This window comes from Paenarthrobacter sp. UW852 (assembly GCF_024608385.1).
Lineage (GTDB): Bacteria > Actinomycetota > Actinomycetes > Actinomycetales > Micrococcaceae > Arthrobacter.
Map to the genome: position 1 here is coordinate 204,931 of NZ_JAMSGY010000005.1, position 23,276 is coordinate 228,206.

Annotated in this window: 24 protein-coding genes and 2 tRNA genes; 15 read left to right on the top strand and 11 right to left on the bottom strand. The window is 61.7% G+C overall.

Annotated features, from left to right (window positions below; translation table 11 throughout):
• Nucleotides 1-242 precede the first annotated feature (242 nt).
• From dnaN to NEK97_RS11040, 11 genes are all read left to right on the top strand, one after another.
• Nucleotides 243-1,367, top strand: coding sequence for a DNA polymerase III subunit beta (dnaN, locus tag NEK97_RS10990; RefSeq protein WP_011772783.1), 1,125 nt, complete (start codon nucleotides 243-245; stop codon nucleotides 1,365-1,367).
• A gap of 16 nt (nucleotides 1,368-1,383) precedes the next feature.
• Entirely contained in the window at nucleotides 1,384-2,301 is a 918-nt protein-coding gene (gene gnd, locus NEK97_RS10995; RefSeq protein WP_257370076.1) for a phosphogluconate dehydrogenase (NAD(+)-dependent, decarboxylating), read from the top strand.
• A gap of 23 nt (nucleotides 2,302-2,324) precedes the next feature.
• Nucleotides 2,325-3,518, top strand: a complete 1,194-nt coding sequence (gene recF, locus NEK97_RS11000) for a DNA replication/repair protein RecF (RefSeq protein WP_257369973.1) — start codon at nucleotides 2,325-2,327, stop codon at nucleotides 3,516-3,518.
• Nucleotides 3,505-4,059 carry a DUF721 domain-containing protein gene (locus NEK97_RS11005; protein ID WP_257369974.1) on the top strand — a complete coding sequence of 185 codons (555 nt, stop codon included), beginning with the start codon at nucleotides 3,505-3,507 and terminating at the stop codon, nucleotides 4,057-4,059. The genes recF and NEK97_RS11005 overlap by 14 nt, the downstream gene beginning before the upstream one ends.
• Before the next feature lie 337 nt (nucleotides 4,060-4,396).
• On the top strand, nucleotides 4,397-6,475 hold the full coding sequence (gene gyrB, locus NEK97_RS11010) for a DNA topoisomerase (ATP-hydrolyzing) subunit B (RefSeq protein WP_257369975.1): 2,079 nt from the start codon (nucleotides 4,397-4,399) through the stop codon (nucleotides 6,473-6,475).
• 61 nt (nucleotides 6,476-6,536) lie between these two features.
• Complete coding sequence (gyrA, locus tag NEK97_RS11015) at nucleotides 6,537-9,206, top strand: DNA gyrase subunit A (protein WP_257369976.1); 2,670 nt, start codon at nucleotides 6,537-6,539, stop codon at nucleotides 9,204-9,206.
• Complete coding sequence (locus NEK97_RS11020; protein ID WP_257369977.1) at nucleotides 9,203-9,922, top strand: DUF3566 domain-containing protein; 720 nt, start codon at nucleotides 9,203-9,205, stop codon at nucleotides 9,920-9,922. Before gyrA ends, NEK97_RS11020 begins: the two co-directional genes overlap by 4 nt.
• 113 nt (nucleotides 9,923-10,035) lie before the next feature.
• A tRNA-Ile gene (locus tag NEK97_RS11025) sits at nucleotides 10,036-10,109 on the top strand.
• A gap of 11 nt (nucleotides 10,110-10,120) precedes the next feature.
• Nucleotides 10,121-10,276, top strand: a complete 156-nt coding sequence (locus NEK97_RS11030) for a DLW-39 family protein (RefSeq protein ID WP_235518101.1) — start codon at nucleotides 10,121-10,123, stop codon at nucleotides 10,274-10,276.
• Nucleotides 10,277-10,346: 70 nt separating this feature from the next.
• Nucleotides 10,347-10,422: transfer RNA gene (locus NEK97_RS11035), tRNA-Ala, on the top strand.
• Between the two features lie 144 nt (nucleotides 10,423-10,566).
• A complete protein-coding gene (locus NEK97_RS11040; protein ID WP_257369978.1) occupies nucleotides 10,567-11,475 on the top strand; it encodes a DMT family transporter in 909 nt (302 codons plus the stop codon).
• A 17-nt stretch (nucleotides 11,476-11,492) separates the two neighbouring features.
• On the opposite strand, the gene NEK97_RS11045 is transcribed toward NEK97_RS11040, so the two are convergent.
• Complete coding sequence (locus tag NEK97_RS11045; protein ID WP_235518098.1) at nucleotides 11,493-12,368, bottom strand: glycosyltransferase family 2 protein; 876 nt, start codon at nucleotides 12,366-12,368, stop codon at nucleotides 11,493-11,495.
• Between the two features lie 121 nt (nucleotides 12,369-12,489).
• Nucleotides 12,490-13,434, bottom strand: coding sequence for a hypothetical protein (locus tag NEK97_RS11050; RefSeq protein WP_257369979.1), 945 nt, complete (start codon nucleotides 13,432-13,434; stop codon nucleotides 12,490-12,492).
• Between the two features lie 153 nt (nucleotides 13,435-13,587).
• On the opposite strand from NEK97_RS11050, the gene NEK97_RS11055 reads away from it, so the two are divergent.
• Both NEK97_RS11055 and NEK97_RS11060 read left to right on the top strand, forming a co-directional pair.
• Nucleotides 13,588-14,130: a peptidylprolyl isomerase gene (locus tag NEK97_RS11055; RefSeq protein WP_257369980.1), complete on the top strand. Its 543-nt coding sequence runs from the start codon at nucleotides 13,588-13,590 to the stop codon at nucleotides 14,128-14,130.
• Nucleotides 14,131-14,139: 9 nt separating this feature from the next.
• Complete coding sequence (locus NEK97_RS11060) at nucleotides 14,140-14,994, top strand: rhomboid family intramembrane serine protease (protein WP_257369981.1); 855 nt, start codon at nucleotides 14,140-14,142, stop codon at nucleotides 14,992-14,994.
• Here the strand turns inward: NEK97_RS11060 and NEK97_RS19855 are convergent.
• The 8 genes from NEK97_RS19855 to NEK97_RS11095 all read right to left on the bottom strand — a co-directional run bounded on the left by NEK97_RS19855 (nucleotide 14,981) and on the right by NEK97_RS11095 (nucleotide 19,544).
• A complete protein-coding gene (locus NEK97_RS19855; protein ID WP_308292476.1) occupies nucleotides 14,981-15,193 on the bottom strand; it encodes a GyrI-like domain-containing protein in 213 nt (70 codons plus the stop codon). The two genes, NEK97_RS11060 and NEK97_RS19855, sit on opposite strands and share 14 nt — an antisense overlap.
• Complete coding sequence (locus NEK97_RS19860) at nucleotides 15,175-15,450, bottom strand: hypothetical protein (RefSeq protein WP_306672975.1); 276 nt, start codon at nucleotides 15,448-15,450, stop codon at nucleotides 15,175-15,177. Before NEK97_RS19860 ends, NEK97_RS19855 begins: the two co-directional genes overlap by 19 nt.
• Nucleotides 15,451-16,102: 652 nt before the next feature.
• Nucleotides 16,103-16,765 (bottom strand): DNA-3-methyladenine glycosylase I, encoded by a 663-nt coding sequence (locus NEK97_RS11070; protein ID WP_257369982.1) that lies wholly within the window; start codon nucleotides 16,763-16,765, stop codon nucleotides 16,103-16,105.
• A gap of 107 nt (nucleotides 16,766-16,872) precedes the next feature.
• Nucleotides 16,873-17,559, bottom strand: a complete 687-nt coding sequence (locus NEK97_RS11075; RefSeq protein ID WP_257370077.1) for an alpha-ketoglutarate-dependent dioxygenase AlkB — start codon at nucleotides 17,557-17,559, stop codon at nucleotides 16,873-16,875.
• A 23-nt stretch (nucleotides 17,560-17,582) separates the two neighbouring features.
• Nucleotides 17,583-18,209, bottom strand: a complete 627-nt coding sequence (locus NEK97_RS11080) for a methylated-DNA--[protein]-cysteine S-methyltransferase (protein ID WP_257369983.1) — start codon at nucleotides 18,207-18,209, stop codon at nucleotides 17,583-17,585.
• A complete protein-coding gene (locus tag NEK97_RS11085) occupies nucleotides 18,206-18,736 on the bottom strand; it encodes an RNA polymerase sigma factor (RefSeq protein WP_257369984.1) in 531 nt (176 codons plus the stop codon). The genes NEK97_RS11080 and NEK97_RS11085 overlap by 4 nt, the downstream gene beginning before the upstream one ends.
• Nucleotides 18,736-19,245 carry a methylated-DNA--[protein]-cysteine S-methyltransferase gene (locus NEK97_RS11090; protein ID WP_257369985.1) on the bottom strand — a complete coding sequence of 170 codons (510 nt, stop codon included), beginning with the start codon at nucleotides 19,243-19,245 and terminating at the stop codon, nucleotides 18,736-18,738. Before NEK97_RS11090 ends, NEK97_RS11085 begins: the two co-directional genes overlap by 1 nt.
• Before the next feature lie 44 nt (nucleotides 19,246-19,289).
• A complete protein-coding gene (locus NEK97_RS11095; protein ID WP_235518085.1) occupies nucleotides 19,290-19,544 on the bottom strand; it encodes a cell division protein CrgA in 255 nt (84 codons plus the stop codon).
• A 156-nt stretch (nucleotides 19,545-19,700) separates the two neighbouring features.
• Here NEK97_RS11095 and NEK97_RS11100 point away from each other — a divergent pair, with 156 nt between their 5' ends.
• Nucleotides 19,701-20,528: a class E sortase gene (locus NEK97_RS11100; protein WP_257370078.1), complete on the top strand. Its 828-nt coding sequence runs from the start codon at nucleotides 19,701-19,703 to the stop codon at nucleotides 20,526-20,528.
• A gap of 170 nt (nucleotides 20,529-20,698) precedes the next feature.
• Entirely contained in the window at nucleotides 20,699-21,340 is a 642-nt protein-coding gene (locus NEK97_RS11105) for an aminodeoxychorismate/anthranilate synthase component II (protein WP_235518084.1), read from the top strand.
• A 25-nt stretch (nucleotides 21,341-21,365) separates the two neighbouring features.
• Here NEK97_RS11105 and pknB read toward each other — a convergent pair whose 3' ends face one another.
• Nucleotides 21,366-23,276, bottom strand: coding sequence for a Stk1 family PASTA domain-containing Ser/Thr kinase (gene pknB, locus NEK97_RS11110; RefSeq protein ID WP_306672976.1), 1,911 nt, complete (start codon nucleotides 23,274-23,276; stop codon nucleotides 21,366-21,368).

Below are 23,276 nucleotides of genomic sequence, written 5' to 3' on the forward strand. Positions count from 1 at the left end.
CCAACGGCCAGGCCGAGGCCAGCCTGCGGCTGTCCACATACGAGGGGTCCGGCCGATCGGGGATGGGTTAATCGCGGATCTTCCGGCTAAGCTGTCAGCAGCGCTCCCATCCTCGGGTCTGTTTGTAGTTCGCTCAGTGCGGACCATGCAGGTTCCGGTGCGGGAGTGCGGAGATTTAGCGGCTTCCAAGCAGGAATCCGCAGCTACTACATGGCAGCAGCAATGAAAGGCGGCACCCCTCCGTGAAGTTCAGAGTCGACCGCGACGTCCTGGCAGAAGCCGTTACGTGGACCGCGCGATCGTTGTCTCCGCGGCCGCCTGTTCCGGTGCTTTCCGGTCTCCTCCTCAAAGCCGAGGCGGGAACGGTAAGTCTGTCGAGCTTCGATTACGAGACGTCGGCGCGCCTGGAAATCCCGGCAGACATCGCTGTTGAGGGCACCATCCTGGTATCCGGGCGCTTGTTGGCTGACATTTGCCGAAGCCTCCCCTCCGCACCGGTCGAGGTGGAAACCGATGGCAGCAAAGTCACGCTGACCTGCCGCCGAAGCAGCTTCCACCTGGCCACCATGCCCGAATCCGAATACCCGGCCTTGCCGGCTTTGCCTGCAATCAGCGGCACCTTGCCTGGTGACGCTTTTGCGCAAGCCGTTTCGCAGGTCATCATCGCTGCGAGCAAGGACGACACCTTGCCGATCCTCACCGGCGTACGTATGGAGATCGAAGACGATCTGATCACGCTCCTAGCCACAGACCGTTACCGCCTCGCGATGCGCGAAGTTCCCTGGAAGCCTGTTACACCGGGAATTTCCACCAGCGCACTGGTTAAGTCCAAAACCCTGAACGAGGTTGCCAAGACCCTCGGTGGCAGCGGCGACATCAACCTCGCCCTCGCGGACGATGACAGCCGCCTGATCGGCTTCGAAAGTGGAGGACGTACCACCACGTCACTCCTGGTGGACGGCGACTACCCCAAGATCCGTTCCCTGTTCCCGGACTCCACCCCTATCCACGCGACAGTCCAGACCCAGGAACTCGTCGAGGCCGTACGCCGTGTATCGCTCGTTGCTGAACGGAACACTCCGGTCCGCCTCGCCTTCACCCAAGGTCTGCTGAACCTCGACGCCGGTACGGGCGAGGATGCGCAGGCTTCGGAAGAGCTCGAAGCCCAGCTTTCCGGCGAGGACATCACCGTTGCGTTCAACCCGCACTACCTGGTTGAGGGCCTCAGCGTTATCGAAACCAAGTACGTTCGCTTCTCGTTCACCACAGCTCCCAAGCCGGCCATGATTACTGCCCAGGCGGAAGCCGATGGTGAAGACCAGGACGACTACCGGTACCTCGTGATGCCGGTCCGCCTGCCCAACTAGCAGACGCCACGGACACATCAACCCTCATTCCCAGAAAAGAGTTCACACTGTGCACATCGGACTGATCGGCCTCGGAAAAATGGGTTTCAACATGCGGGAACGCATGCGGAACGGCGGTATCGAAGTCACTGGTTTCGACCGGAATCCGGACATCACGGATGTCTCTTCCGTCGATGAACTCATTGCGGCCCTGCCCACCCCGAGGCTGGTCTGGGTGATGGTCCCATCTGGTGCCATCACTGACGCTGTGATCACAGAGCTTGGTGAAAAGCTCAGCCCCGGCGACATGGTCATCGACGGCGGCAACTCACGTTTCACCGAGGACCAGAAGCACGCCGCGGCACTCGCCGAAAAGAGCATTCGCTTTGCGGACTGCGGCGTTTCCGGTGGCGTGTGGGGCCTGCAGAACGGCTACGGCCTGATGGCCGGCGGAGCGGACGAGGACATTGAACTGGCAATGCCTGTGTTCGACGCACTCCGCCCTGAGGGTGAGCGCGCCGACAGTTTCGTCCACGTCGGCGGTGTCGGCGCAGGTCACTACGCCAAAATGGTCCACAACGGCATCGAGTACGGCCTCATGCAGGCATACGCCGAGGGCTACGAATTGCTCGCCGCCAAGGACATTGTGAAGGACCTCCCAGGTACCTTCCGTGCTTGGCAAAAGGGCACCGTGGTCCGCTCCTGGCTGCTGGACCTCATGGTCAAGGCATTGGACGAGGATCCGGGCCTTGCATCCATTGACGATTACGTTGAGGATTCGGGAGAGGGACGCTGGACCGTGGAAGAGGCAATCGCCAACGCCGTACCGGCCCCGGCAATTACCGCAGCGTTGTTTGCCCGGTTCGCTTCCCGCGAGGACAACTCTCCGGCCATGAAAATGGTCTCCGCCCTGCGTCATCAGTTCGGTGGACACGCCACCCGTCCGGCCAGCTAGGCCGCAGGAGTCCTGCGAACGGCGTGTACCTCGAACATCTTTCACTGACGGATTTCCGCAGTTATGCACAGGTTGACCTGAAGCTTGGCCCAGGTGTGACCGTGCTGGTGGGTTCCAACGGGATCGGCAAGACCAACCTGATGGAGGCCATCGGGTACCTTGCCACGCTGAGCTCGCACCGTGTGAGCACCGACGGCCCGCTGCTCCGCTTTGGCACCGAGCGCGCCATGGTCCGGGCGCGGCTTGTCAGTGGCGAGCAGTCGACTGTCATTGAGCTGGAAATCAATGCCGGCCGCGCGAACCGAGGCCGTATCAACCGCAGTAACCCAGTGCGGGCGCGGGACATCCTGGGCATCTGCCAAACAGTGCTTTTCGCTCCGGAAGACCTGGCTCTGGTGAAGGGTGACCCTTCGAACCGTCGCCGATTCCTTGATGAGCTGTTGGTAAGCCTGGTTCCGCGGCATGCCGCCACACGAAGCGATTACGATCGTGTCCTTAAGCAGCGCAACGCGCTCCTGAAGTCTGCACGCACAGGTAAGTTCACTGCGGGCCATGAAGCAACCCTCGACGTTTGGGACCAGCACATGGCGCGGGCAGGTGCTGAACTCCTGCACGCCCGCCTTGAGCTCGTGGAGCGGCTGCGTCCGCACCTCAACAATGCCTACGCACAGCTGACCGATGGTTCCAAGGAAGCCGGCGCCATCTACCGTTCCACTATCCAGGACATCCTGGATGACGACGGCGGTCCGGCGGATCGCGCAACGGAACCGTCGTCGTCGGCGGAGGACCTCCGGGTACTGTCCGTGGACGATCTCACCGAACGGTACATCCAGGCCTTCGCTGCGTCGCGGAAGAAGGAACTGGAACGGGGGATCTCCTTGGTGGGGCCGCACCGGGACGAGCTGGAACTCGTTTTGGGTCAAGCGCCCGCAAAGGGCTACGCCTCCCATGGCGAGACCTGGTCCATGTGCCTTTCACTGCGGCTTGCTTCCTACTACGTCATGCTGGACGACTCCCGTACGGGAGGGACCGCGCCGATCCTTATCCTGGACGACGTCTTTGCCGAACTTGATGTTCAACGCCGGCGTAAACTGGCAGCAATAGTTGCCGGCGCCGAGCAGGTGCTGGTGACGGCCGCCGTCGACGCCGATATCCCTGAGGAGCTGGCCGGACGGCGCGTTACCGTTGTTCCGGGAGGCATCGATGGCGAAGGATAGCGACGACGGACTCCAACCCGGCCGGGATCCCGATGAAATTGACGCGGCCCAGGCTGCCCTGAACCGCATGCGCGAGGCTGCAGCCGCGCGGGGCGAAGTCAGGCAGCGGGCGCCCCGCCCCGGATCGGCCCCCCAACGCAAGGGCCTGCGCAATACCAGGGGTTTCACGCAGTTCCATGGCAGTGGCCGGGATCCTTTGGGCTTGGGCAAAGTTGTTGGGCGCTTGGTGGCTGAGCGGGGATGGACGTCACCGGTTGCCGTAGGGTCCGTGATGGCTGAATGGGAAACCTTGGTTGGTCCGGACATCTCGTCCCACTGCACTCCGGAGAGCTTCACGGACACGACGCTCCACGTCCGCTGCGACTCCACTGCATGGGCCACCCAACTGCGGTTGCTCAGTTCCAGCCTGCTCGAGATGTTCCGGAATGAACTCGGCGAAGGCGTAGTAACGAGCATTCAGGTTTTGGGACCGTCGGCTCCAAGTTGGCGAAAAGGCGGGCGAAGTGTCAACGGGCGGGGCCCCAGGGACACTTACGGCTGAAAGGCGTGCAGGGCGATTCAACGCCCCTGGGCCGTATGGACCCCCATCGGGACCACCGCAGGGCCATTGAAGATAGGGCCAGCGGCCTCCCACGGGCATATTCAGCTCTCGGCTGCCCCCGTATTTGCAAGGATTCGAGCGTATCCACGATAGAATTGGCGTAGATCACTGAGCGCCGGTGAAACGTCGTCCAGGTCCTGAATCCACTCTTGTGGTCTCAGGGACCCCTTCGTCGGAGTAGTCGGCGCAATCAGTCACGTGCCCGTTGACGGCCTCGGTTCGCCGTGGACAACACCGGGAACGGCCGACATCGAGTACAGAGGAGTCGAAAGCGCCTGTGGCTAACGACAATGCAGAGACCTTGGCAGTAGAGCCCGAAGAGGAGACTGTTCCCACGCCTGACACGCCCGCCGAGGCGCCCAGGGAGTACGGTGCCAGCGATATCACCGTGCTGGAGGGCCTCGAAGCCGTGCGCAAACGCCCGGGTATGTATATCGGTTCCACCGGTCCCCGTGGTTTGCACCACCTTGTTTACGAAGTGGTGGACAACTCCGTCGATGAAGCCCTGGCCGGCTACTGCAGCCACATCGAAGTTACTCTTCGCGCGGATGGTGGCGTCCGGGTAGTGGACGACGGCCGCGGTATCCCCGTGGACATCCACCCCACCGAAGGCAAGCCGACAGTCGAAGTCGTCATGACCATCCTGCACGCCGGTGGCAAGTTCGGTGGCGGCGGATACGCGGTCTCCGGCGGCCTTCACGGTGTGGGCATCTCCGTGGTCAACGCTTTGTCGCGTCGTGTGGACACGGAAGTCCGCCGCCAGGGCCACGTTTGGCGGATGACCTTCGCAGACGGCGGTAAGCCACAGGGCGAACTCGTCCAAGGCGAGGCTACGGAAGAGACCGGTACTTCCCAGACGTTCTACCCCGATGGCACCATCTTCGAGTCCACTGAGTTCGACTTCGAGACGCTGCGCGCCCGGTTCCAGCAGATGGCCTTCCTTAACAAGGGCCTGAAAATCACGCTGACCGACGAACGCCCCGTCACGCGGGACGGTGACGACGACCTTGACCTTGACGCCGTGGCGACCGAGGGTGAAGTCAGCGCCGAGCACCGCACGGTGGTGTACCAGTACCCTGACGGCCTGCTGGACTACGTGAAGCACCTGAACTCGAACAAAAAGGTTGAAATCGTCCACGAGGACGTCATCGCCTTCGAAACAGAAGACACTGAGCGGCACATCGCCGTTGAAGTTGCCATGCAGTGGACAACCGCCTACTCGGAAAGTGTCCACACCTACGCCAACACCATCAATACCCACGAGGGCGGAACCCACGAAGAGGGTTTCCGCGCTGCGATGACCTCGCTGATCAACCGCTATGCGCGGGAGAAGAGCATCATCAAGGAAAAGGATGACAACCTCACCGGTGACGACATCCGCGAAGGCCTGACGGCCGTTATTTCCGTCAAGCTTTCCGAGCCACAGTTCGAAGGCCAGACGAAGACCAAACTGGGTAATTCCGAGGTCAAGGGATTCGTCCAGCGCGTGGTCACCGACCAGTTGGGTGACTGGTTGGAGCGGAACCCCGGCCCCGCCCGCGACGTGATCCGCAAAGCCATCTCGGCTGCCCAAGCACGTATGGCAGCACGCAAGGCCCGCGATAACGCCCGCCGGAAGAGCCCGCTGGAATCGTTTGGCATGCCGGGTAAGTTGTCAGACTGCTCCTCCAAGGATCCTTCGCGTTGTGAGGTCTACCTCGTGGAGGGTGACTCGGCCGGTGGTTCGGCCAAGCGTGGCCGCAACCCGGAAACCCAAGCCATCCTGCCCCTGCGCGGCAAGATCCTGAATGTGGAGCGCGCCCGGCTGGACAAGGCCTTGGGGAACGCCGAAGTCCAGTCCATGATCACGGCTTTCGGTACGGGCATTGGCGAGGACTTCGACATCGCCAAGCTCCGCTATCACAAGATCGTCCTGATGGCCGATGCCGACGTTGACGGCCAGCACATCACCACCCTCTTGATGACGCTGCTGTTCCGCTACATGCGTCCCCTTATCGAGAACGGTTACGTCTACCTGGCCCAGCCGCCGTTGTACAGGATCAAGTGGTCCAACGCTGCTCACGACTACGTTTACAGCGATCGTGAACGTGATGAGACCATCCGCAAGGGCGCTGCCATGAACAAGCGGCTTCCCAAGGACAACGGCATCCAGCGCTACAAGGGTTTGGGCGAGATGGACTACACGGAGCTGTGGGACACCACCATGGATCCCGAGCGCCGCACGCTTTTGCAGGTCACCATGGACGACGCGCTGGCCGCTGACCAGACCTTCTCCGTCCTGATGGGCGAGGACGTGGAGTCGCGGCGAAACTTCATCCAGCAGAACGCCAAGGACGTCAGGTTCCTCGATATCTAGCGGCCCACCGGCCACTTAGATATTCCAGAACCGACATATACCTGAAACGGAAACTTAGATTATGAGTGACGAAACTCCCGAAGTCCCGGCCTCGAACGACGCCGAGGATGTAGTTCTTGAGGGTGATGTGCTGACTGACCGCGTCGAACAGGTGGACCTGCAGACGGAAATGCAGCGGTCCTACCTGGACTACGCAATGGCCGTGATTGTCGGCCGTGCCCTTCCGGACGTCCGGGACGGGCTCAAGCCGGTTCACCGCCGTGTCCTGTACGCAATGTTCGACGGCGGCTACCGCCCGGACCGCTCTTTCAACAAGTGCGCCCGCGTGGTCGGCGATGTCATGGGTACCTATCACCCGCACGGTGACATGGCGATCTACGACGCCTTGGTCCGCCTCATCCAGGACTGGACCATGCGCTACCCGCTGGCGCTTGGCCAGGGCAACTTCGGTTCCCCCGGTAACGACGGCGCCGCTGCGCCGCGTTACACCGAAACCAAAATGGCCCAGCTGGCCATGGAAATGGTCCGGGATATCGACGAGGAAACCGTCGACTTCCAGGACAACTACGACGGCAAGAACCAGGAACCCACCATCCTTCCGGCCCGGTTCCCCAACCTGCTGGTCAACGGTTCCTCAGGCATCGCCGTCGGCATGGCCACCAACATTCCGCCGCATAACCTCCGCGAAGTCGCCGACGGCGTGCAATGGGCGCTCGAAAACCCCACGGCTACCCGGGAAGAGCTTCTTGAAGCACTGTTGCTCCGCATCAAGGGACCCGACTTCCCGACCGGTGCCACGATCCTCGGCCACAAGGGCATCGAGGATGCCTACCGCACGGGCCGCGGCTCCATCACCATGCGCGCGGTGGTCAACGTCGAGGAACTCCAGGGCCGCACCTGCCTGGTAGTCACTGAGCTTCCCTACCAGGCAAACCCGGACAACCTGGCCATCAAGATTGCCGAACTGGTCAAGGACGGCAAGATCCAGGGCATCGCGGACCTCCGCGATGAAACCTCTGGACGCACGGGCCAGCGCCTGGTGATCGTGCTGAAGCGCGATGCCGTCGCCAAGGTGGTCCTCAACAACCTGTACAAGCACACGCAGCTGCAGGACAACTTCTCGGCGAACATGCTTGCCATTGTCGACGGCGTTCCGCGCACCTTGAGCCTGGATGCATTCATCCGGCACTGGGTTGCGCACCAGATGGACGTCATCGCCCGTCGCACCAGGTACCGCCTGCGTAAGGCCGAGGAAGAAGCACACATTCTGCGTGCACTCCTGAAGGCACTGGACATGTTGGACGAGGTCATCGCCCTCATTCGCGCGTCCAACACCACGGAGGCCGCCCGCGAGGGTCTCATGGAGCTTCTGGAGATCGACGAGCTCCAGGCCCGGGCCATCCTGGACATGCAGTTGCGCCGTTTGGCTGCCCTGGAACGCCAGAAGATCCAGGACCGCCATTCCGAGCTCGAAGCGATGATCCAGGAATACAACGCGATCCTGGCTTCCGAGGAACGGCAGCGTCAGATCATCAGCGAAGAACTCGCCGAGATCGTGGCCAAGCACGGCGACGACCGCCGCACCCACATCCTGATGGGCTTCGACGGTGACATGTCCATGGAGGACCTGATCCCCGAAGAGGAAATGGTCGTCACGATTACCCGCGGCGGATACGTCAAGCGGACCCGCAGCGACAACTACCGTTCGCAGCAACGCGGCGGCAAGGGAATTAAGGGCGCGCAGCTGCGCGGGGACGACGTCGTGGAGCATTTCTTTGTGACCACCACGCACCACTGGCTGTTGTTCTTCACCAACCTGGGACGGGTCTACCGTGCCAAGGCTTACGAACTGGCGGAAGCCGGCCGGGATGCCAAGGGCCAGCACGTTGCCAACCTCCTTGCCTTCCAGCCGGACGAGCACATCGCGCAGGTCCTGGATCTGCGCGACTACCAGCAAGCGCCGTACCTTGTCCTCGCAACCAAGAACGGCCTGGTCAAGAAGACAAGGCTGGAGGACTACGACACCAACCGCACGGCCGGCGTCATCGCCATCAACCTGCGTGACGAAGACGAACTCGTTTCCGCCCAGCTGGTGAGCGAAACCGACGACCTCCTCCTCGTGTCACGCAAGGGCCAGTCGATCCGCTTCACGGCAACAGATGACGCTCTGCGCCCCATGGGCCGTGCAACGTCGGGTGTGACCGGTATGAAGTTCCGTGAAGACGACGAGCTCTTGGCTGCTGACGTGGTCCAGGATGGTTCATTCGTATTTGTGGTGACGGAGGGCGGCTACGCCAAGAGGACCGCCGTCGACGAATACAGGCTTCAGGGCCGCGGCGGCCTGGGCATCAAGGTGGCCAAGCTTGCAGAAGACCGTGGCGACCTCGTAGGTGCCTTGATCGTGCAGGAAGAAGACGAAGTTCTGGTGGTCATGGAGGGCGGCAAGGTAGTCCGCTCTGCCGTCACCGGAGTCCCTGCAAAGGGTCGCGACACCATGGGCGTCATTTTTGCCAAACCTGACAAGAATGACCGCATCATCGAAGTGGCACGCAACAGCGAACGTGGTTTGGAAGTCGAAGAATCTGAGGACGGACTCGACCATGACGTAACGTTGGCTGAAGACGACGGCGCCGTTGAGGCAACCGTCACGCCCGAAACGGAAAACGACGCAGACCCGGAAACCGATACGGGCGCGGAGCTGAACGAAGACAATACCGGAGGTAACGAGTGAGTAATTCCGACTCATATCCCAAGCCGAGCACAGGTGTCCCCGGCGGACTCCGGCAGCCCTCGGGCAGCGCGCAGGCAGGAACCCCTGCACGGCCACAGCAGCGTCCAGGCGCCGCAGCCGGCGAAACGGGGGCACGCCCTGCAGGCGGCGCCAACTCAGCCCAGCGGCCCGCTGGAGCTCCCGGCCAGCGCCCTGCACAGCCGGGCCAGCGTCCCGCAGGAGCAGGCGGGCAGCGACCCGCAGGTGCTCCCGGACAGCGGCCCGCACAGGCTGGACAGCGTCCGGCAGCAGCAGGCGGCCAGCGCCCCGCCCAGGGCGGACCCGGTTTGGTGAAGCCCGCGCCCAAGGCCAAGGTTCGCCGCGCACGGTTGCTTGTCAGCAAGGTCGACCCCTGGTCGGTCCTGAAGATGGCATTCCTTTTGTCGGTCGCACTGGGCATTGTCACAGTGGTGGCCGCGATCGTGCTTTGGACCGTCCTGGACCTGACTGGCATCTTCAACCAGGTGGATAGCCTCCTGGGTACCCTGGCCGGTTCTGAAGGCAGCGGATTCGAATTGAAGAAGATCGCTTCCCTGGGACAGGTGGCTTCCTTCGCCACCATCATTGCTGTGGTGAACGTGGTCCTGCTGACCGCCCTCTCCATGCTCTCCGCCGTGCTGTATAACATTTCGGCAACGTTGGTTGGTGGCGTCGGCGTCACCTTGACCGACGACTAGCAAAAAACCGCGGAAATACGCTGAAAAAGGCTGAAATCCGTGGTGGGAAAGCCTCGATTTGAGATCGGGCCGGGATGTGCTGTACAGTCATATCTCGGCCCGATGAGGCATCGGGGCGTATAGCTCAGGCGGTTAGAGCGCTTCGCTGATAACGAAGAGGTCCCAGGTTCAAGTCCTGGTACGCCCACGGAACCAAAAGTGGTTCAGGTAAAACTGAACTGGAATGAGGTACTTGTGAAGAAGTTGCTTGTTGTACTGGCAGCAGCGGTCGCAGGTGTTCTGGCCTATAAAAAGGCGCAGGAATCCGAAGCCCGGAAGAATGTCTGGAGCCAGTCGACCGATAAGGTCGATTAGCCGAAGAGCCCGGTTTGGACTGGTAATTGACAGTCAAAAATTAGGGTATGATAGACGGGTTGCTTCTTATGGGGGCATGGCGCAATTGGTAGCGCACCTGCTTTGCAAGCAGGGGGTTCGGGGTTCGAGTCCCCGTGCCTCCACCATAAGAAAAGTCCCGGTCAGAAATGACCGGGACTTTTGCATTTAACCTCGTTGCTTTCCCGACCGGGAACATAGCGGGGGCAGTATTCGCTCCACAACGGACAGGGCGTCCCTCGGGTGAGTCGCCGTCACACTAAGGTTGATCCGTGACCCTTCTCATCGCCGCCCTCGGGGTACTGGGAGTCGCCTCCTCCGGCCCGCTGATGGCCGGCACCTTGGGGGCCACCTCCGTGACCGCCCTGGCCATCGCCTTTTGGCGCAACGCAATCGGGGCTTTGGTCATGGCCACTCCTGTGGTTGTCCGCGAGCCCAAGGCTTTCGGGAAGATCACACGCAGGGAGCTTGGCTGGTCCGTGACGGCCGCTGTCGCTCTGGCCTTCCACTTCGCCTGCTTCATCACGGCCCTGCAACTGACGTCCGTTGCGGCGGCTACGGCCTTGGTATGCCTGCAATCGGCGTGGATCGCCGTTTTCCAGTTGTTCCGCGGCACCAGGCACCGTTGGCCGGTGCTGCTGGGCCTGGGGATTGCGTTTGGCGGGGTGGTGGCCATTACCGGGTTCGATATGGGTTCCTCGCCCGAGGCGCTGCTGGGCGACCTCCTGGCGCTTGCTGGCGGTGCGCTGGCGGGGCTCTACACGCTGGCGGGCGGGAAAGCCCGCCAGTCGATGGGTATTGGCACTTACACCACCCTCTGCTATGGCATCTGCGCGGCGATCGTTGCGGTGCTGGCTACCTTCAGCGGCCAGGCCCTTGTAGGGTTCGACGCCGGAGGCTGGCTGGGGATTATTGCCATCACCGTCTGCGCGCAGCTGGTGGGACATACAGCCTTCAACCACCTGCTGGCCACGATGAGTCCGTTGCTGGTGTCGATGATTATCCTGTTGGAGATTCCGGGTGCGGCGATCCTCGCAGCAGTCTTCCTGAATGAAACGCTGCCGGCCGGCACATACGCGGGATTGGCCCTGATTCTTGTTGGACTGGCAGTGGTGGTGGCCGGTCAGCGCCGTGGACGGCCCGAAGCAGACCGGCGCGAAGCTGAGCTGGGAACCGACTAGCCTCCCGGCGTCGTGCGTTAAATCCCGCCGCGCCGAACGCCCTGGGCGGAGTTGGCAGTGTGGATGGCGCGTAACAGCTTTGCCGGGAAGTACACGGAAAAGAACACCACCATGGGTGCTTTCAGGGCCATCTTTTTCACATTGTGGGCTTTGTACGTGCGATCAAACCGCTGGACGTAGTAGCGATAGTCGCGCGGCGAGTCCTCAAGCCGGCGTGCGGACATGCCGGAGACCATCTGCGGCAGGTACTGCACTTTGAGGTCGTGATCGAAAAGATGCAGCGACAGATCGATGTCCTCGTGCATCTCGTCCTTGGGATCCAGGCAAGCCTCATCGCGGATGGTTTCCCATGCGGAGCGGCGAAGGGCCATGTTTGAACCGAAGAGGAAATGGTACTGGTGCTTGGCCAGCCGCAACATGAGTTGGCGCATCTTGTCGTCGGCTTTGAGTCCGAAGCGCCGCATGGGCATGTCGTAGTAGACCACGGGGCCGGTCGCGGCGGCGACGGTCGGATCCGTGAATGCCTTCTGGACCTGCTCAACCCAGTCGGGTTCGAGGACGGAGTCGGCATCGATCCGTCCCACTACTTCTCCGGTGGCGTGATTAAGGCCAAAGTTCCGGGTGGGAATGAGTCCCTGCGAGGCAGACTGCTGGAGAAGGATGATGGGGCTTTCCGGGTACTCCTGCTGCATCTGCCGCACGATCCTGGCCGTTCGATCCGTGGACAGATTGTCAACGACGATGATTTCGGCTGCCGGGACTGATTGATAAATGGCCGCAATGAGGCACTGGCGAATAACGCTTTCCTCGTTATACGCCGGGATGACAATGGATACGTCCGGCGGCTCCGGAGCATCCTTGAGGGAACCCGCAACGGGTCTATCGGCTGACATCCCTCCAAATCTAACACCCACGGCAGGTGCACCGAAGGAGGCTTTGGTGACATGCGGGGAAACACTAAGGGGACCCCGGCATTGGCCGGGATCCCCTTAGAGAGGGTAAGAACAGCTTGAGTTAGCTGTGGGTGCCCTTGCTTTCGGAGTCCGAAGCATCAGTGTCCTTGTGCAGGCTCGCAGCGATGTTCTTGACCGCAGTCTTGGCGTCGGTTGCGACCTTGGCGCCGGCGTCCCCAACATTCTCGAGGGCGTCCTTGGTGGCCTGCTCAGCCTCGGCAGTGGCGTCCTCGGAGTTGGTTTCCGGGGCCTTGGCCTCGCTCGCGGTGGATGCGGTGGCCGAAGCTGCAGCGTCAGCGGGAACAGGAGAAGGAGTCACCGGTGACGGCGTCTTCCACGGATCCTCGACAGGCTTGGAAGCCTTCCAGGCAGCCACGCCTGCAGCCACAGCGGCTGCGATGACGGTGACGATCAACCAGCCACGCTTCTTGGGCTTTGGTTCCTTGCCAAGCTTGGTGCTGACAGCCTTGCCGGCTTCGTCCGCGACAGCCTTGATCTGCTTGCCAGTGGCTTGGGCCTGCTCCTGCACGCTGTGGACAACTCCGGAGTCCACCAGCTTCTGGGCTACGGCATCAACCTGCGCAGGGGCGTTCTCCAGGGCGTGGTGGACGGCAACAGACGCTTGACCGAGCTGCTCGGACAACTTGGGGAGGTATTCATCCACCACTTTGTCCCGGGCCTGGCCCAAAACGGGGGTTGCCTTGTTGAGGGCTTCCTGAATCCTGGGAGTGGCATCTTCCACTGCGTCATGGATCTTCGGCGCCAACTGCGCAAGGCCGTCCTGGAGCCGGGGCGTCACAACAGCAACCCCGTCTGCGGCCTTGTGTGCAGCAGTCTTCAGCCCCTCCTGGATCTTGGGGGAAGCGGTATCAATGCCGTGCTGGATGCGAGGAACAGCCCAATTCACGGCAGCCTCCACGCGGGGTGCGGCCCAGTCGCGGGCGTTTTCCACACCGTCCGCTACGGATTGTTCGATGTCGCGGGCAATACGGTCTGATTTCTTCACAACTACCTCCCGATACACATGCTGGTTTGTTGCTAGCCTACGTCGCTCGGCGAACACCGGCTATTCATCTGCCGGATTAGGCTCGGATTTCACCGAGCGCGGAACCGGCTTTACAACTCCAAAGGCGTTGACCCTGCATGGAAGAATGGGGCCATGACCATCGCAACCGCAAAAGCAACGATCCACACGACCCTCGGCGATATCAAGGTTGACCTCTTCGGCAACCACGCGCCCAAGACGGTCGCCAACTTCATTGGCTTGGCCACGGGCGAAAAGTCCTGGAACCACCCGGAAACGGGCGAGGACAAGACCGGCACGCCGCTGTACAACGGCACGATTTTCCACCGCATCATCAAGGACTTCATGATCCAGGGTGGCGATCCCCTGGGCCGCGGCGTCGGCGGACCGGGCTACCAGTTCGACGATGAAATCCACCCGGAACTGACCTTCAACGCCCCGTACAAGCTGGCCATGGCCAACGCCGGTATCCAGATGGGCAAGGGCACCAACGGGTCACAGTTCTTCATCACCACCGTTAACACCGACTGGCTGTTCGGCAAGCACAGCATCTTCGGCGAGGTGACGGACGAAGAATCCCGCAAGGTTGTGGACTCCATCGAAGCCGTCCGTACGGGCATGGGCGACCGCCCCGTTGAGGACGTCGTCATCAACAGCATCGATATCGAACAGCTCTAGCCTGCATTCATGAGTTACGGAATCCCGTCGGCTGAGCCGTCTGCTGATGTTCCGGTGTGCCCCAGGCACCCGGACAGGCCCTCCTACGTGCGGTGCCAGCGCTGCGGGCGCCCCGCGTGCCCGGAGTGCCAGCGGGCGGCCGCCGTCGGGTTCCAATGCGTTGACTGCGTCAACGAACAAAAACGTTCGACGCCGGAGTACAAGTCGCCCTATGGCGGCACCTTGGCCGTTGGCCGCCCACTGGTGACGTACCTGATCATCGGTGTGTGCGTGCTGGTCTACATCCTCCAGTGGGTGCTGCCGGGCGAGGTCATCTTCCAAAATTTCGCGTTCGCCAACATCTTCGCGGACACCGAACCCTGGCGGATGCTGACATCGGCATTCCTGCACTCGCAGGGATTCCTCCTGCACATTGTCCTGAACATGTACACGCTCTGGATCTTTGGGCAAGCCCTTGAGCCTTTGCTCGGGCGCATCCGATTCCTTGCGGTGTATCTCATCTCAGCAGTTGGTGGCTCCGTGGGCTATCTGCTGCTCACGCCAAGCTTCCCTGTAGTGGGCGTGGTCGGAGCATCCGGGGCCATCTTCGGACTCTTCGGAGCCATGCTGGTGGTGCAACGCCACAGAGGTGGCGAAACCAAGCAACTGTGGGTTCTGATCGCCATCAACGGCGCCATTGGGTTCTTTGTTCCAACCATCGCCTGGCAAGCACACCTGGGCGGCTTGATCGCCGGAGGTCTGGCCGCCGGTGTCATTGCCTACGCCCCGCGGGGTAAGAACCAGGCCCTGCTTCAAACAGGTGGACTTGTCCTCGTGGTGGCACTGTTGGCCATTGCCACGTTGGTCCGGGTCACTGCCGGCTGACACCACCGTCCTTATCGGCGGCGACTGGTTGCCGCAGAATCGTCCGGAGCTTCCCTGGAGCAGTGCGCCGTGGATCGCTCAGATAGATCTCGTGATGCCGCCCCGTCATGGTCAGGGATTTCTTGGGGATAAAGCTGTTATGCATTTCCTCGAGCACCGGTCCTTCATGGTCATAAGGCCCTATATGCAGCGTCTGCACGCTGAGGCCTTCATGACGGATTCCAGGCGGACTTCCTTCACCACTGCCCTGCCTCTCTTCCTGGTGAGCGTTTCCTGAGCCCTTTCCATGTGCTCCGCGCCGAGCCAGTCCGGAACCATGGTCATCAGGGTCCAGTCCCACCACGAGTTATCCCGAGCGTCGGTGAAGGAAAACATGAAGTGGGTTTTCACCGTGGGCATCTCCAGTCGTCTGTCATGGACGGCCGATGCGGGCTTGGTGTCAGTTTTCCACAGCACTTATCCACACTGTGAGTAACTTACAGGCTTGTAGTTCCATGCCAATGGCACTCTGCGGGCGGTAAAAGAGCTAGATATCCCCCGAATGGCATGAATCTGTCCACACCTGTGGATAACTTTGTCCCCGACTGCCCCCTGAATGTGGACAAGTAAAGGTATTTCGGACCGCATGTGGACAACCCTGTTAATTGCGGCGTTGTGCTGTATCTATCAACAGGCTTATCAACACTGTTAATAACTTACATCGCTGTAGTTCAGGCCTTAAGGGGCAGCGAAAACCCCGGATTGCCGGGGCTAACCCGGGTGAAACCCACACGTTGTCCCCAACTGTGGATAACGTGTGGGTACTGGCCTGTTGTTAAGTGGGTAAGTGTTCCAGTGATGGGACCGGGCTCGCCCTCCAAGGCAGCGGCAACGAATCGGCGTCCACGACGGACTCATTCACTTGCGTGCAATCGAACCTGGTTTTGGCAACGCCGGCAATGCGGAGTGGTTGAACTTTCGGTGAAGCTTGGAGCACTATCCACAGCTCGATGCACAGTGGGTATAACTGTCCCCCGGAGTGCGGCCGACCGCCGATCGGCAGCATCGCAAGGATAAACAGCGTAAGTCCGTGGATGTCCACAGAAGTTATCCACGCCTGTGGATAAAGTTACGCACTTCTGTGGAAAGCAGAATGGGGTTGGTGCTGTGGTGGCCCCGGCATGCCTGCCTCCTGGGACCACACTCCGGAAGTGCCCCGCCGGTGACTGTCCATCAGGTGAGTGTCGATAATTCCTATCGCCTCCATGAGTGCATACATGGTGGTTGGGCCGACGAAGGCGAAGCCCTTTTTCCTCAATGCCTTGGATAAGGCAATCGACTCCGGAGACGTCGTGGGGATATCGGCGAAGGTACGCGGCGCTGGGGTACTTGCCGGTTGGAAGGACCAAACGAAGTCCACCAGGCCGCCTTCTTCGCGTAATGCGATAGTGGCTTTTGCGTTGGTGATGGCAGCCTTGATCTTCAGCCTGTTACGGACAATCCCTGCGTCCAGCATGAGCCGTTCAACGTCCGCTTCCGTAAAGGCCGCCACGCTCTCCGGGTGGAAATCCAGGAAGGCCCTCCTGAACGCATCCCGCTTCCGGAGGATAGTGGCCCACGAGAGACCAGCCTGGAAAGCTTCGAGGCTGATCCGCTCATACAAACCTTGTTCATCGCGGACCGGCATACCCCATTCATGGTCGTAGTAAGCCTGCATGAGGGGATCCGAGGCGGCCCACAGGGGACGGGCCAGGCCGTCCTCACCGATGATGGTGCCGGTGTCCGGGGTCATGAACGCTCCTCTGCGGCCGCGCCGGCCACACGGCCGGCAGGTAATCTAGCTTCCAGGGATATTCTGCCCCTACGCACTGACATTGAAGCGTTGCCCCTGCTCCGGGCTTACGACAATCCTGTAACCCGCATGGTGATGTTGATCCGGCCATGAGTGAGGCCGCAATCCGCGGGGGCAGTGCCAGGCAGGACCTTGGGTATGCCGTGATAGGCGAACCTGGACGGACCGCCAAAGACGAAGAGGTCCCCGGATCGAAGTTCGACGTCGGTGTAGGGCTTTGTGCGTGTTTTCGTGTTGCCGAAACGGAAGATACACGAGTCCCCAATGCTGAGGGACACCACCGGAGCGTCCGAACGCTCGTCCTTGTCCTGGTGCATGCCCATGGCAGCACCGTCATCGTAGAAATTCACCAAGGCCGCATCGGGAGCGTAAGCCTCTGCAGGAGCCGACCCGTTCTCCACGCCATCGGTGGAATAGGCAGCAGTGACCGCCTTCCGGCCCAGGCGCACCATCCAGTCCGGAAACTCGAGGACAGGTCGACCGTTAACGTCAGTAGCTTCCCGCGTGTACTTGTAGGGTTGCCAATGCCAACCCAGGCAAACGGTACGCACGGACATTTGGTGACCACCGGGCAGGGTGGCCGCGCGCAGGGGCACCGGTCCCTGGGTCCATTCAGCGAAGCGCGCGACTATCCACCGTTGCTGTTCCTCCGTAAGCCAGCCAGGGACGTGGACTGCACCGGGCGCGACCAGGCGGGGACCGGCGTCGTGCGTTTCCGGCTGTACCAGCTCCAACGGGAACAGGGCGTCGTCGTCGTTCACGCGGCCTCCAAGGAGAGCAGTGCGCGTTTGGCCTCCGAACCCCCGAGGTAGCCGCCAAAGCTGCCGTCGGATTTCACGACGCGGTGACACGGAACAATCACCGGCAACGGGTTGGTAGCGCACGCGCTTCCGACGGCGCGCACGGCGTTGGGGCTGCCTGCGGCCCGGGCCACTTCGGCGTAGCTCTCAGTCTCCCCGTACGCGATCCTGGGCAGGTGCTGGAGCACGTTGAGGCGGAACCCCCGGGACAGCCGGAAATCCAGCACAAGGTCAAACTCCTTGCGGATTCCGCTGAAGTACTCGTCGAGTTGCCGTGCAGCGTTGTCCAGGCGCGCCGGCGCCTCGAGGATGCGGGGACTGATGGTGTTCGCGAGGACCTGCAGGATGTCAGTATGGTTTTCCCGTTCGAAGGCCACCCGTACGATTCCACGGTCTGTTGCTGCCAGCAAGAGCTTTCCCACCGGCGAATCAACCACCCGGTAGGCAACGTCCAAGGTGTGGAGCAGCTGGGCATCGCGGGCCAACCTCGCGTGAAGACTGGCGAGGGCAGGCTCCACGTCTCCGAACGTGGGTGTCAGGAGCTGGTTGACCTCGGTAAGGTCCGGGCTTGGATCCAGGGTCATTTGCTGTCTCCCTTCGGGGATGAATGTGCCAGCACTGGTTTGGGGGCAAGCGCCGCGCGGAGGGCTTTCACGCCGTCCGCTCCGGCCCGGCGCGCGGCTTCAGGGGTTACGCCAAGGAGTTCCGCGATGTCCTTGTACGGCATCCCCGCTATGTAGTGGTAGGCCACTGCTTGCCGTTGTTTCGGGGGCAAGTGGGCGACGGCGTCGAGGAGTTCCGGGTGGCCTCCACCCGGAATGCCCAGGCGGGACGACTGCTCAGGAGGGTTGTCGGTTGGCAAAGCACGACGCTTACTGGCCCGCAGGTGGTCGACGCATTTGCGATGTGCGATGGTTACCAGCCAGGCCTGCACATTGGCTCCCGCCGGGAGTGCCGGATAGGACTGAAGGGCTGCCAGGAAAGTGTCGGACCAGGCGTCGTCAGCGTCATGAACACCCAGGACTGCGCGGCACACCCGGAGTACGGTGGCGCCCTGTTCCTGGACGACTGCTTCGAACGGCTTCTTGGTGGCCAACTGCCGGGGCTGCATCAGAAAAGCTTGCCTTCCCTGACCACTGACGGCTCCTCGAGGTCCAAAAGGTAACGCTTGTTGCGAAGACCGCCGGCGTATCCGGTCAGTTGTCCATTCCGGCCCACCACCCGGTGGCACGGAATGATGATGCTTATGGGGTTGCGGCCGACAGCTGATCCAACAGCTTGGGCAAGGTGGGGGTCGCCAAGCTCAGCCGCGAGCTCGCCGTAGGTCACTCTTTCCCCGAAAGGTATATGTTTCAACCGGTCCCAGACCCTCTGCTGGAAGGCGTTTCCGCCGGCGTCATAAGGGATGTCAAAATCCGTCCGGCTGCCGCCAAGGTATTCTTCGAGCTCTACCCGGGCCTGGGCGAATACTGGATCTTCGACGCCAGTGGGAACGCCAAAGTACTCCTGTGGGGGCATATGCCAGTGCCCTTCGTAGAAGATACCCGTCAGGAACTCCCCGCGTGCAGTCAGGGTCAACTGCCCCAACGGGGACTCCATGGTGGTGTGCCGGTTACTCATATCCTGTAGACGTTCACGGGCACGGAAATGTGAGGTGCGGGTTCCTAGGAGCGCCAGCGGGTGGTCATCAGGAAGCCCACAATCGCAATACCGAAGCCGGCCACGATGTTCCATGACGCCCAGTCCCGAACCGGGAACTGACCCTGAGTGATGTAGAAAGTGATGATCCAGAGAAGTCCGAGGATCATGAGTCCGAACATCACGGCCTTGTACCAAACCGGGTTGGGCTTGTACTGCTTCGCGGCCGAAGTCTGCGGGGCCTGACTGGTGGGCCGCTTGCGGGGCTTGGACTCGGGCACGGATCCTCCTGCTGTTCGGTTGGCACCCGTTTCGGCCAGCCTTGGTATCCTGCAGGAAGGAAATTTCCAGCGGTTATCGGCCACACGGCGTTCCGGGTTCGTTCTAGCTGTCAAGTCTAGCCGCAACTCAGGTGCAGCCCGCGCCGCCCGTGCACTATCCGAGGAGACCCTGTGGCGCACCAGCAGACGACGGCTGACCCGGCCGTGCCGTCCCGCCGCAGCGACAAGGGAAGCCATCCCAAAAAACGGCTCCGCGCTTCCGATGTTATCCGGAAGATCAGCCAGATCCTGGGCGAACTCCTGATTACGGCAGGGGTCGTCCTGTTGCTGTTCGTTGGCTGGGAACTATGGTGGACCAACGTGGAAGCTGACGCCAAGCAGACTGAAGCGATCCACGACTTCGCGCAGGAATTCAAGGGCCCCCTGGCACCCACCGCTCCTGCTGATCCCGTGAATTTTGGTCAACCCGTAGTGGGAACTGCGCCCGGATACGGCAAGACGATCGGCATCATGTACGTCCCCCGTTTCGGCGCGGACTACACGAGGCCAATCATCGAGGGAACCGATTCCGGTGTGCTGGACACGCTGGGGCTGGGCCACTATGGAAGCACCAGCATGCCCGGCGCCCTGGGCAACTTCGCCGTTGCGGGCCACCGGCAAACCCACGGCGCCGTCCTCGATAACATCCACACCCTTGTTCCCGGGGACAAGATCTATGTGCAAACGGCCGACGGGTACTACACCTACGCTTTCCGGAACAACCAGATCGTCACGCCGGACCGAACGGATGTCCTGATGCCTGTCCCTACCCAGCCGGGTGCGCAGCCCAAGGAGAGTATCCTCACCATGACCAGCTGCAACCCCCGCTTCGGGTCCCAGGAAAGAATCATCGCCTACTCGTTGCTGGACAGCTGGCAACCTGCCTCCGCCGGTCCGCCGTCGGAAATCGCCGCCCAAGTAGCCAAGGCAAACGGAAAGGGGTAGCGGATGTACGCGTGGATCTTCCGTAACCTGCCCGGGCCCGTGTGGGTCAGGATCGTGACATGCTTGGTACTGGTGGCCGTAGCACTGGTACTGATGGTGGAGTTCCTCTTTCCTTGGTTTTCCCAATTCACCGCTTTGACTGACTCAACGATTGGTTTACTGCAACAGCCATGAGCACAACAAAAATCCTTGTAGTGGATAACTACGACAGCTTCGTTTACACCCTGGTGGGATATCTGCAGGAGCTTGGGGCAGAGACCACGGTTGTCCGCAATGACGACGTCACACTTGCTGAGGCAATCGAGCTCGCCTCTACCCGCGACGGCGTCCTCGTCTCGCCGGGTCCCGGCACCCCTGCTGAGGCCGGCGTCTGCATCGAGCTCATTAAATGGTGCGGTGAAGCCGGCAAACCCATGTTCGGCGTGTGCTTGGGACACCAGGCCCTCGCCGAGGCCTACGGCGGTGTGGTGACGCACGCGCCCGAGCTCATGCACGGCAAGACTTCTCCGGTGCGGCACGAAGGCAAAAGCGTGTTCGCTGGCCTCCCGTCGCCCGTCACGGCAACGCGCTACCACTCCCTGGCGGCTGTGCGTGAGTCCATCCCCGATGTCCTGGAAATCACCGCTGAAACCACCAACGGCGTCGTGATGGGACTGCAGCACAAGACTGCTCCGCTGTGCGGCGTCCAGTTCCACCCCGAATCCGTGCTGACCGAGGGCGGCTACCAGATGCTGGGCAACTGGCTCGAGTCCTTGGGCATGACTGGAGCCGCGGAACGCGCAGCCAAGCTGAGCCCGCTGATCAAGCAGTAAGTACGTAAAGTGGCCGACGCCCCCGCTACTTCTTGGTGGGCGTCGGCTTCGGCGTGGCTTTGTCCGTGTCGGTCGGAGTCGGCGTTGGCGTCGGGGTGGGTGTAGGCACTACCGGAGCCTTGGCTACTGTCACGATGACCGTCTTGCCCTGGTCCACTTCGGTATTGGACACTTCGCTCTGACCCGTTACGGTGCCGGCTGCCACCTCGGAGTTTTCCTGCTCCACCACCTGCATGACCAAGCCGTTGGCTTTGAGGGCGCCTTCTGCCTCTGCCAGCGGAAGTCCGATCAGCTGGGGCATGAGGACCTTGCCCGAAGAAATCTGCAGTTCCACCTTGGATGACGCGGCGATGGCTCCGCCGGGTGCTGGTCCTGTGTTGATGACCAGGCCCACGGGAACGGTGGCGCTGTGCGTGCGGACCGAAACGATGTCTCCGGTAATGCCCAGTTTGCGCAGGGCTTCCCGGGCGTCGCCTTCGGTGCGACCCACGATGTTCGCTGGGATGGTTACCGAACTGGGCCCGCTGGAGATCTTCAGGATCACCTCGGCGTTCTGGTCCAGCATGGCTCCGGCTACCGGTGCCGTGCCGATTGCGATGTCCTTGGCGACACTGTCGCTGGGTTCGCGCACGCTCTTGGGAACCAGCTTTGCCGAGTAGATCTCCTGGATTGCCTGGGACTCGGTCATGTTGGTCACCGCAGGAACAGAAATCTTTGCCGGGGGCGGTGGCTGCATATTCATGAGGCTGTAAAGCCAAAAACCGCCGCCGGCAAGCACCAGGAGCGTGAAGATTACCAACGTGGCGGTCCAGGCCCGACGGCGGGACTTCTGCCGTGCTGTCGGCTCACGTTCTGCAGGGAGGCCCAGGGGCAGTGCTTCCTCTTGGGCTTGCTCCACAGGTTCGTCCTTGAACTGGTCCACGTCAAGGAAACCCACGGCCGTGGCACTCAGGAGCTGTGTGGCAGGGTCTTCCGGTTCCACGAGGTCGTTCGGGTCCGTGGGGGCCTCGCTGGCCGGCAGGACCGGAACGGGGATGCCGTTGCTGGCTGCGCGCAGTGCTCGTCGGAAGGATGCGGCGTCCTGGAAACGGTCTGTCCGGTTCTTCTGCAGGGCCTTGGCCAGGACGGAGTCCAGTGCCTCGGAAACGTCAGGATTGTGGGCGCTGGCAGGGTCAGGGGTTTCGCGGACGTGCTGGTAGGCAACGGATACGGGACTGTCGCCGACAAAAGGGGGCCTGCTGGTCAGCAGCTCGTACAAGAGGCACCCGGCCGAGTAGAGATCGCTCCGGGCATCCACCGTCTCGCCCCGGGCCTGCTCCGGTGAAAGGTACTGTGCTGTCCCCACCACGGCCTGGGTCTGCGTCATGGTGGCCGCAGAATCAGCCATGGCCCGGGCAATGCCGAAGTCCATGACCTTCACATCCCCGGTATCCGCACAGACCATGACGTTGGCCGGCTTGATGTCCCGGTGGACGATTCCTGCCCGGTGGCTGTACTCCAGCGCTCCAAGGACTCCAAGCGTGTAGCCGATGGAGTCCTCGACGCCCAGTTCGTTCGCCTTGATCATGTCGCGCAGGGTCCGTCCGGAAACGAACTCCATTACGATGTAGGGCACCCGGACGTCCTCCCCGGGGCCGCCCGGCACGGAGTATTCGCCCGTATCGAAGATGGCCACGATGGAGGGATGGTTGAGCGCCGCGACAGCCTGGGCTTCGCGCTTGAAACGAGCCTGGAACTGGGGATCGCGGGCAAGATCGGCACGCAGCACCTTCACGGCGATGGTCCGACCCAGAACAGTGTCCGTGCCGCGATAGACGTCTGCCATGCCACCCCGGCCTATGAGCTCACCGAGCTCATAGCGGGAATTGAGGATGCGCTGTGAAGACACAGGTGTGCTCTCCTCTCGATGTGCAGGACCGGGCCGGGGCGTGGACAT

Coding starts and splice junctions, on each gene's coding strand:
- NEK97_RS11085 (WP_257369984.1), bottom strand. CDS start 18,736: ATGCAGCCCCGGCAGTTGGCCACCAAGAAGCCGTTCGAAGCAGTCGTC.
- NEK97_RS11090 (WP_257369985.1), bottom strand. CDS start 19,245: ATGAGTAACCGGCACACCACCATGGAGTCCCCGTTGGGGCAGTTGACC.
- NEK97_RS11055 (WP_257369980.1), top strand. CDS start 13,588: ATGACCATCGCAACCGCAAAAGCAACGATCCACACGACCCTCGGCGAT.
- NEK97_RS11080 (WP_257369983.1), bottom strand. CDS start 18,209: ATGACCCTGGATCCAAGCCCGGACCTTACCGAGGTCAACCAGCTCCTG.
- NEK97_RS11105 (WP_235518084.1), top strand. CDS start 20,699: ATGAGCACAACAAAAATCCTTGTAGTGGATAACTACGACAGCTTCGTT.
- NEK97_RS11070 (WP_257369982.1), bottom strand. CDS start 16,765: ATGACCCCGGACACCGGCACCATCATCGGTGAGGACGGCCTGGCCCGT.
- NEK97_RS11005 (WP_257369974.1), top strand. CDS start 3,505: ATGGCGAAGGATAGCGACGACGGACTCCAACCCGGCCGGGATCCCGAT.
- NEK97_RS11045 (WP_235518098.1), bottom strand. CDS start 12,368: ATGTCAGCCGATAGACCCGTTGCGGGTTCCCTCAAGGATGCTCCGGAG.
- pknB (WP_306672976.1), bottom strand. CDS start 23,276: ATGTCCACGCCCCGGCCCGGTCCTGCACATCGAGAGGAGAGCACACCT.
- gyrA (WP_257369976.1), top strand. CDS start 6,537: ATGAGTGACGAAACTCCCGAAGTCCCGGCCTCGAACGACGCCGAGGAT.
- NEK97_RS11060 (WP_257369981.1), top strand. CDS start 14,140: ATGAGTTACGGAATCCCGTCGGCTGAGCCGTCTGCTGATGTTCCGGTG.